Genomic DNA, 8,808 nt, shown 5'->3' with positions numbered 1-8,808 from the left:
CGTCACGTAGCGGACTCGATCACGACGCTACGCCTGCGCCTGAGCGTCGCACTGGCCAGCGATCTGGGACATTGCCCTCATTGCCACTGGGTAAGTAGAAGATTAAATTTATGACACAGTAAGACTAAGCTCGGTTGCGCGGATGCCTTTGACGTTTGTACCAGACACAATGCTGCCAACAATAGAGCGCCCGGCTGCTGACCCAAAGAAGTAGTAGTAAAACAAGGGGTACGTTACGACGCTATTCATCCTCACTCGAATGATCGACGACTCGAACGTGATGATTTCTGTTGGAGCAATGACTATCGAGCATTTCCCAGCGCCAGATGGAACCACCGAACGACGGCCAAATAGAAGATCGCCGTTCAACAGGCCACTGATGGCTAGTTCCCGCGTAGTGAGTTGCACTCGGCTCATCTCTTGGTCGGAAATAAACTCAAATCCGAACATTTCCCCCATGTTCACTATTCGAGTACCTCGACCATGAAACTCTGAAGTTTTATAAATCCCATTTCGGGAAGGCTCCGCGTAGAGATTGCCGAATGGTCGATGATCCCAATCCTCCGGAATCACCCCCACCTCAGTCTGCTTGTACCCGGCCGGCAGTGGCGCGCTCATGCCACGTCCTCGGTGTGCGCAGCGGTCAGATCCGGGCAAAGCGGCGGCTGGCGCCACGTTTTTATATAAAATTGGCCTCCAGCCCCCGTCGCATATGCGCAAGAAGCTATTAATTTAATAGTGTTGGCACGCCCCGCCCAATCGGGGTCGGAGCCCAAATCGGTGATACGCAGTTGGCCAGCTCGAACGCCCGACCCCGAATTGGGATCTGACCCCCATTGAGCTACCGCCGCACCCCGCTTGACAGTCCAGCTTCCAGACCTGACCTCTCGGACGGTATGCGGCGCAGGAATGACGGTACCAGCGCGGCAGCAGCTATTTTTTAAGCAAAATCGATCTCTAGCCCCCGGGGAGTATGCGCAAGTAGCTACAACGTTAATAGCAAATCCAGCACCGCGGTTCGTCAGTTCCATACAAACCCCATCTTCTTCAGGTGCTCATCGACACGGGCCGTCAGCGTTTCGACCTCTGTTGCCAGCTTGGGAATGGGTGTGGCGTAACGCTCCGCCAGTTGCTTGATGCGTCCGGTCAGCATCTGGCTGACGCGGTCCAGTTCGCCCTGCACGCTCAGGCCCAGCGCGGCCAGCCATTTGTCAACGACCACCAGCGTCTTGATGTCGGTCGCGCTCAGTTGCGCGTATTGGGCGATCACCTTCCCGTCGAGCGCCTTGGCGGCGTCTTTCACCTTTTTGCTGGCCGTGGCTTCCTGGTCGATCAGGGCCGCATAGGCTTGCAGCATCTTGAATTCGTCCTTCAACTCCCGGTCGGCGGTGATGAATTTGATCCGGTCTTTGACGCTTTTGGCGCTGAGTTTGCCTTTGTCGGTCTTGCCTTCTGCCAGCAGTCCGTCTTCGCCACCATGTTCCTCATCCAGCTCTTCCATCTGGCGGCTGACGGCGTCGCGTGTGGCTTCCAGTTGTTCGATGGCCTTTTGTTCGGCGGCGAAGTAGCGGTCCACGATCAGCGTGGGCGGAATCAGGTCGATGTTGGGTTTGCCGTCCTGCACAGCACCTGATGAAGCGCCATGAACGGCGCGCCAGCCATCGCTGGCGATCATCCAGGCATCGTCCTGCATGGTCTCGGCCCAGTAGTCCATCAGGTGCTGGTACACGCCGTAAGGGTCGATGAGGGAGGCGATGCCGGTGTTGGCGCGGAAGGTGTCAAGCAGGCTTTCAGACAGGACCTCGATCAGCACATTGGGCCGGTCGCCCTGCTGGAGGCCGGTGAGCAGCGGCGTGTTGGCGGCTTTCCATATGCCGAACAATTCGGTGACCTGGCGGTTGAAGGCGGTGAACTCCGGGTGACCGAAGATCGCGGCCTTGACTTGGGCGGCGTCCACCTTGGGATGGCTGTAACCGGGGCGGTCCGCGTCCACAAACAGGTCATGCCGCACGGAGGGGAAAACAGCCCAGTAGCTTTTCAGCGAGTCGATGTCGCGGGTTGGGATGCCGCCGCGCAGATGGCCGTCGATGTCCTGCAGGTCTTCTGGCTCGGTGCTGTCAATGTAGCGCGGCAGGTTCAGGTTGAAGTCGTTGGATTCAATCTCGACCAGCGGCACCAGGCGCGCGTATTTGGGCGTCTCCAGTTGCCGGGTGAAGGTGTCCACGATGCGGTGGATGTCCTGCGCCCGCAGGCGGTTTTTATTGCCGTCCTTGATGAAGCCCTTGCTGGCGTCGACCATGAAGATGCCCTTGCGCCCCGCTGCCCCTTCCTTGTCCAGCACGATGATGCAGGCCGGGATGCCGGTGCCGTAGAACAGGTTGGCAGGCAGGCCGATGATGCCTTTGATATAGCCCTGGCGCACGACGCGGGTGCGGATGCCGCCCTCGGCCCCCCCGCGAAACAGCACGCCGTGCGGCAGAATAACCGCCGCCTTGCCGGTGCTCTTAAGGCTCTTGAGCATGTGCAGCAGAAAGGCGTAGTCGCCGTTCTTCTCGGGCGGGATGCCGAACTCAAAGCGGCCATATTGGTCGTTGGCCGGGTCCAGCCCACTGGTCCAGGCTTTTGTGGAGAACGGTGGGTTAGCGACGATGTAGTCAAAGGTCTTCAGCCCACCATCGGCGTTCTTGAAGTGCGGGCTGGACAGGGTGTTGGCCTGCCAGATTTCTGCCGTGGGGCAGTCGTGCAACACCATGTTCATGCGGGCCAGGGCGGAGGTTGCGTTGTCCATCTCCTGCCCATACAGCGTGAGGTCGACGCCGGTGCGATTCTTGGCCTCGTCGTGCGCTTTGAGCAACAGCGAGCCGGAACCACAGGTCGGGTCGTAGAGGGTTTGTGCGCCACTCACCGCCCGGCCCAGATCGATGACCAGGGCGATGGTGCGCGAGACCTCCGACGGCGTGTAAAACTGGCCCTTGCTCTTGCCGGATTCGGTGGCAAAGTGGCGCATCAGGTACTCGTAGGCGTCGCCCAGCAGGTCGTCGCCCTCGGCGCGGTTGCGGCCGAAATCCAGCCCCTCAAAGATGGCCACCAGCTTGGTCAGCCGGTCCACCATGTCCTTGCCCTTGCCCAGTTTTTCCTCGTCGTTGAAGTCGGCGACGTTGATCGCACCCTTGAGCGTGTCGTTGGCATCGGCCAGCCGGCCGATGATCTTGTTGACCTTGTCGCCAATTTCCTTGTCGCCCTTGGCGGCCACCATGTCGGCAAAGCCGCCGCCAGCGGGCACGTCAATCAGGGCGCTGGGGTCACCGGCGTATTTGTCGGAGACGTATTTGACGAACAGCAGGATGAGGACGTAATCCTTGTACTGGCTGGCATCCATGCCGCCGCGCAGTTCGTCGCATGATTTCCAGAGGGATGAATAAAGTTCGGATTTCTTGATGGCCATTGTGGTGATACGTCCCTGTTGCGGGGGTATCTTAACGAAGCGGGCACCGCCGCCGGCCAGTCAGCGGCGATGCCTGGCTGAATTGCCCGTACATCAACCCTAAGTGATACGGTGCTCGTCTACGGGTTCATATAATGAATATTATTTCATTCAACGAAATTTATTATATGAAAGATCTTCCCGAAGCGGCATTGGTGTGCCACCTCACTCGCCTCCAGCAACAACCCATACCGGAGGCCACGCGCGACCGCCTGGGTCAGGCGCTGCTGGACTGGTTTACCGCCGGTTGGTCGGCGTTTGGGCTGCCGGCGGCCGGTACCTTACGCACCTTGGCAAACGACTGCGCTCCCGGCACCGGGCCGGCTGCGGTGTTTGGCGGTGGTGGCATGGCGCCCATCGCCGCGGGCTTCGCCAATGCGGGCATTGCCCATCTGCGCGAGATCGATGACGCGCACCGCGTGGCCATGCTGCACCCCGGCGTTATTGCCATTTCACCTGTGCTTGCGCTGGCCGCGGCACGACCCATGCCGCGGCGCCGCGTTGCCGACGCCATCATCGCGGGGTACGAAGTGGCGTTGCGTGTTGGCGAGGCACTGGGTACGGGGCACGCGGCGAGCTTTCACGCCACGGCGACGGCCGGTGCCGTTGGAGCAGCTGCCGCTGCGGGCGTGGCATTGGGCGTTTCGGCGGAACAATTGCACCACGCGATGGGCATTGGCGCCACCCAGGCCGCCGGGCTCTGGCAGCTGGTGGACGACGATGCGCACGAGTCCAAGTCGCTGCATCCGGCCTTCGCGGTGCGCAACGGGATGACCGCAGCCTACGCGGCCCGTGCCGGCTTGCCAGGCGCGCGTGCTTTCGTAACCGGACGGCGGGGCCTGCATGCGCTGCTGGCAGGCGACGGTCCACGGGATGCACTCAATACCGGCTTCGATGCGCCGGAGCGCATCAACACTGCCACGATCAAGGCCTGGCCGTGCTGTGCTCAGTTGTTCACGCCACTTGATGCCACCCGCGCGTTGATCGACGCGCACCTGCCACGGCCAGAAGACATCGCCGCCGTGGAGGTGGTCATCTTCCCGCACGCGCTCAAGATCGCCGGGGTGGATTGGCCCAGCAAGTCTGTTGAGACCTGTTTCAGCCTGCGTTATGTTGTCGCGACGCTGCTACTAACAAACCAACTCGGCATCAGCGACACTGAAGCGCCGGACCTGCAATCTCCGGCCTTGCGAGCGCTGGGGCAGAAAATTACAGTCACCACCGACGATGAATTTCAGCGCGCCTTTCCGCACAAGCGACCTTGTCGCGTCACGATCACGATGCAAGACGGCCGGCGCTTCAGCGCCTTGCGCGAATTGCGCCGCGGCGACCCGGAAGATCCGTTCAACTGGGAACAATTGCAGACGCGGATGCGGACCTTTGCCCCCGGCATGGATGACATGGCGGCGCACCGAGTGACCGAATGGTGTAGAAGTTTCTCCGACGGCAGCGCTGATGAAGCAGTTTGCGCGCCGACTTGGGATCTGTTCAACCGCTGACTGGCGGCTCGGCAGTGCTTCAGTTCGCGGGTGGACGCCAGCTCTGAGGTGGCCGGGTCGCGAAGCCCTGCTGTGCGAGTTCGCTACGGACCACGTCCACGGCCTTGCGCTGTGCTTCCTCCCCGTGTCGCGAGGCGAGGCCGATGACGACCAGCGCGCCAAGAAAGCTGCCGTCGCTTTCGAACACGGGCAATGCCACCGACGCCATCTCGGCGACACGCTCAGAACGTGTCATCGCAAAGCCCTGGTCGTAAATATGAGCTGCCTGCGGCGTTTTGCCACCGGTGAAGGCCTTCAGTACATGGGCGGAAGAACCGCCGTCGGACAGGCGGATGCGGGTGCCAACCTCCACATGGTGGCGCAGCTCTTTCGAAGTGTTCTCGCGATACAGGCAGACGCGCTCCTCGCCCGTGCGCACATAGAACGCCACCGTCTCGCCGGTCTGCTGCATCACGTTGTGCAGCACGGGTTGCAGCCGAGTCCCCAGATCGAATGTGCTGCGGTACAGCATGCCCATGTGAAGCAGCGCCGGCCCGAGCGCATAGCTTCCGCTCTCCAGGCGGTGCACCATGCGGGCCCGCATCAACACACCAAGCAGGCGCAGGAGCGTGGCCTTATCGAGGCCGGTCGCGTCGGCAAGTTCACGTAAGGTCAAGCGCAGCCGATCTTCCTTGAAGCATTCGAGGATCGCAATACCGCGTTCGAGTACACCGGATGGCGGTGTTGGCAGACCGTCGCGCGACGACTGGGCAAGTGCCGGATCGTGAGGCGCATCGCGGCCAGCGGCGGCGAGGGATTTCTTGACAGGCGGGGGCGTTGTGCGGGTAGGCGTCATGCCCAGAGTCTAGCTTGACATGGTCTTTGACATCTTCTAGAATTTTACTTATTGAACTTTATTTCATTCAATAAAACATCGGGATTTATGAGAATGCGTACTCAATCAACCGCCATGGACCATCAAACTGATCTTTTCCTGGCCTCGCTGGTGGGTATCGTGGGCGCTGCCCATGTACTTACGCAGGATGACGAGGTTGCACGCTATGTCTCCGACTGGCGTCGCCAGTACCCCGGAACAGCAATTGCCGTGGTACGGCCGGCCAACACCGGCGAAGTGTCTCGGGTGGTCGCGATCTGCGCCGCGAACGGGGTGCCGGTGGTACCCCAAGGGGGCAACACCGGTTTGGTCGGCGGCTCGACGCCGGACGCCTCGCGCACGGAGGTGGTACTTAGCTTGGGCCGCATGGCCGCAGTGCGCAGTGTCGACCCTTTGGACAACACCCTGACGCTCGAAGCCGGCTGCACCGTGCTTGCCGCCCAGGAAGCGGCCGCGGTACACGGCAGGCTTTTTCCGCTGTCGCTGGCCTCCGAGGGCAGCGCCACCATCGGCGGTGTTCTTTCCACCAATGCCGGCGGCGAGCAGGTGCTGCGCTACGGCAACACCCGTGATCTGGCGCTGGGCCTGGAGGTGGTGCTGGCGGATGGCCGCGTGCTCGACGCGCTGAGCGCCCTGCGAAAGGACAACACGGGCTACGACCTGAAGCATCTCTTCATCGGCGGCGAAGGCACGCTGGGTGTGATCACTGCAGCAACGTTCAAACTCTTTACGCTGCCACGCCAGGTGGTTACGGTCTGGGTGGCGGTGCCCGACCCGCAGGCGGCAGTGGCACTGTTGGCGCGGCTCACCGATGCGGTTGGTGAACGCGTCACGGCCTTCGAGCTCATGGGGCGCGAGGCGCTCACCCAAGTACTGGCCCACGCCAGCCCGGGCATGCGCGATCCGCTGGCGGACAACTACCCCTGGGCGGTACTGTTCGACGTTTCGGAAACATCCAACTTGCTTGATCCGACCCCCGCCGTCGAACAGGTGCTGGCCGCGGCCCTGGACGACGGCATGGTTTCCGATGCAGCCATCGCCGCCTCAGGCCAGCAGGCGCACAACTTCTGGGCGCTGCGGGAACATATACCGGAGGCACAGCGGCTGGCTGGCCCGTCGATCAAGCACGACATTTCAGTTCCGATCTCATCGATTCCGGCTTTCATCGCGGAAGCCAACGATGTGTTGGACACACTGGTGCCCGGCATTCGTGTGGTGTGCTTTGGACATGTGGGTGATGGCAATCTCCATTACAACCAAAGCAAACCGGAGAGCATGCCCGCATCGGATTTCCTGGCGCGCGAAGAGGCGGTGCACGATGCGGTGCACGCCATCGCGGCGCGCATGCGCGGTTCCATTTCGGCGGAGCACGGCATTGGTCGTCTCAAGCAGTCCGCCTTCCTGCAATACAAGCAGCCGGTGGCGCTTGAGCTGATGGCCCGCATCAAGCGGGCGCTGGATCCAGACAACACATTCAATCCCGGACGCGTGTTGCCACGCGACCTCCTTTCATAACCCACTACTTTTTAGGATTTTCACCATGCCGGTTTCCGTCTTCGACATGCAATCGCTTCAGCACCTCTGGAGCACCGACGAACTGCGCGCTATCTTCTCGGAAGAAAACCGCATCCAGAAATGGCTCGACTTCGAGGCCGCGCTTGCCGCCGCCCAAGCCGAACTCGGCATCATTCCCGCAGCCGCAGCGAAGGAGATCGGCGAACAGGCCAAGGTCGCGAACATCGACATCACCCAAATGTCGGCCGAAATCCGCCGCATCAAGCATTCACTGGTCCCGGCGCTCAAGCAGGTGCAGGCGCGTTGCACCAAGGAGAACGGCGAATGGCTGCACTTCGGCGCGACCACGCAGGACGTGGTCGATACCGGCGTGGCGCTGCAACTGAAAGAAGTGCATGCGGTCATCCTGCGCGACCTGAAGGCGGTGGGCCTGGAGCTGGCGCGCCTATCCGCCGCGCACCGCGACACGCCGATGGTGGGCCGGACCCATGGCGTGCAGGCGCTGCCGATCACCTTCGGTCACAAGTGCGCGATCTGGCTGGACGAAGTCGGGCGCCACCAGAGCCGCCTGAAGGAGTGTGAGGCACGGGTGCTGGTCGGCATGGTCGCGGGCGCGGTCGGCAGCCAAGCCTCGCTGGGCGAGCAGGCTGAAGAAATCGAGCGCCGCACCTTGACCAAGCTGGGCCTGGGCACGCCCGCCATCAGTTGGGCGCCGTCCCGGGATCGCTTCACCGAATACGCGTTCTTGCTGGCCATGATCGGCGCAACGTTGTCGAAAATCGGCAACGAGCTGTTCAACATGCAGCGCAACGAATTCTCCGAGGTGGAAGAGGCGTTCTCCGAGGGCAAGCTGGGTTCCTCGACCATGCCCCACAAGCGCAATCCGACCTCGGCCGAGAACCTGGCTGGCCTGTGTCGGCCGCTGCGCTATAACGCAGCGCTGATGCTCGAGGGCATGGTGCAGGAGAGCGAACGCGACGGTATCGCCTGGAAGATGGAGTGGAAGGCGCTGCCCGAGTGTTGCCTGATCGCCGGCGCCATGTTGTTCCAGGCCAAAAATCTGCTGGCCGGCCTGCGAGTCAACGCGCCCGGCATGGCTAAAAACCTGGACCGCATGCATGGCTACCTGTTGTCGGAGCGGGTCATGCTCGAACTGAGCGCGCGCGTCGGCAAACAGACGGCCCATGAGTGGATCTACGAAGCGTCAATGCATGGCATCACCCACCAGCTCAGCTTTGCCGACGCCATGCGTGGCCACTCGCATCTGGCGGAACTGCTGGGTGATGACGAAATCAACCGCCTGACCGATCCCGCTGGCTATCTGGGCAAGTGCGCAGCCGCCGTGGACCGCGTGGTCAAGCAGCAGGCTGGCTGGCTCGGCCACTGAGACCGCGCAGCGGCCAATCGCTAATCGCCAATAACCAAAAGGAGATCAA

Annotated in this window: 6 protein-coding genes; 3 read left to right on the top strand and 3 right to left on the bottom strand. The window is 61.8% G+C overall.

The window, feature by feature from the left end; translation table 11 throughout:
- Window positions 1-108 precede the first annotated feature (108 nt).
- Together C5P05_RS24610 and C5P05_RS24605 are read right to left on the bottom strand one after the other, a co-directional pair.
- Window positions 109-618 carry a hypothetical protein gene (locus C5P05_RS24610; protein ID WP_157979449.1) on the bottom strand — a complete coding sequence of 170 codons (510 nt, stop codon included), beginning with the start codon at window positions 616-618 and terminating at the stop codon, window positions 109-111.
- 403 nt (window positions 619-1,021) lie between these two features.
- Window positions 1,022-3,445 carry a type I restriction-modification system subunit M gene (locus tag C5P05_RS24605; protein ID WP_114972497.1) on the bottom strand — a complete coding sequence of 808 codons (2,424 nt, stop codon included), beginning with the start codon at window positions 3,443-3,445 and terminating at the stop codon, window positions 1,022-1,024.
- Window positions 3,446-3,612: 167 nt separating this feature from the next.
- On the opposite strand from C5P05_RS24605, the gene C5P05_RS24600 reads away from it, so the two are divergent.
- Window positions 3,613-4,983, top strand: coding sequence for an MmgE/PrpD family protein (locus tag C5P05_RS24600; RefSeq protein ID WP_114972496.1), 1,371 nt, complete (start codon window positions 3,613-3,615; stop codon window positions 4,981-4,983).
- A 19-nt stretch (window positions 4,984-5,002) separates the two neighbouring features.
- Here the strand turns inward: C5P05_RS24600 and C5P05_RS24595 are convergent, their stop codons facing one another.
- Entirely contained in the window at window positions 5,003-5,818 is an 816-nt protein-coding gene (locus tag C5P05_RS24595) for an IclR family transcriptional regulator (protein ID WP_114972495.1), read from the bottom strand.
- A gap of 114 nt (window positions 5,819-5,932) precedes the next feature.
- On the opposite strand from C5P05_RS24595, the gene C5P05_RS24590 reads away from it, so the two are divergent.
- On the top strand, window positions 5,933-7,372 hold the full coding sequence (locus tag C5P05_RS24590; protein WP_114972494.1) for an FAD-binding oxidoreductase: 1,440 nt from the start codon (window positions 5,933-5,935) through the stop codon (window positions 7,370-7,372).
- 25 nt (window positions 7,373-7,397) lie between these two features.
- Window positions 7,398-8,759 (top strand): adenylosuccinate lyase, encoded by a 1,362-nt coding sequence (purB, locus tag C5P05_RS24585; protein ID WP_114972493.1) that lies wholly within the window; start codon window positions 7,398-7,400, stop codon window positions 8,757-8,759.
- Window positions 8,760-8,808 lie beyond the last annotated feature (49 nt).

Source organism: Rhodoferax ferrireducens (genome assembly GCF_003347515.1).
In the GTDB taxonomy this organism is placed as follows: domain Bacteria; phylum Pseudomonadota; class Gammaproteobacteria; order Burkholderiales; family Burkholderiaceae_C; genus Rhodoferax.
This window is presented reverse-complemented; position numbering and strand designations above follow the sequence as displayed.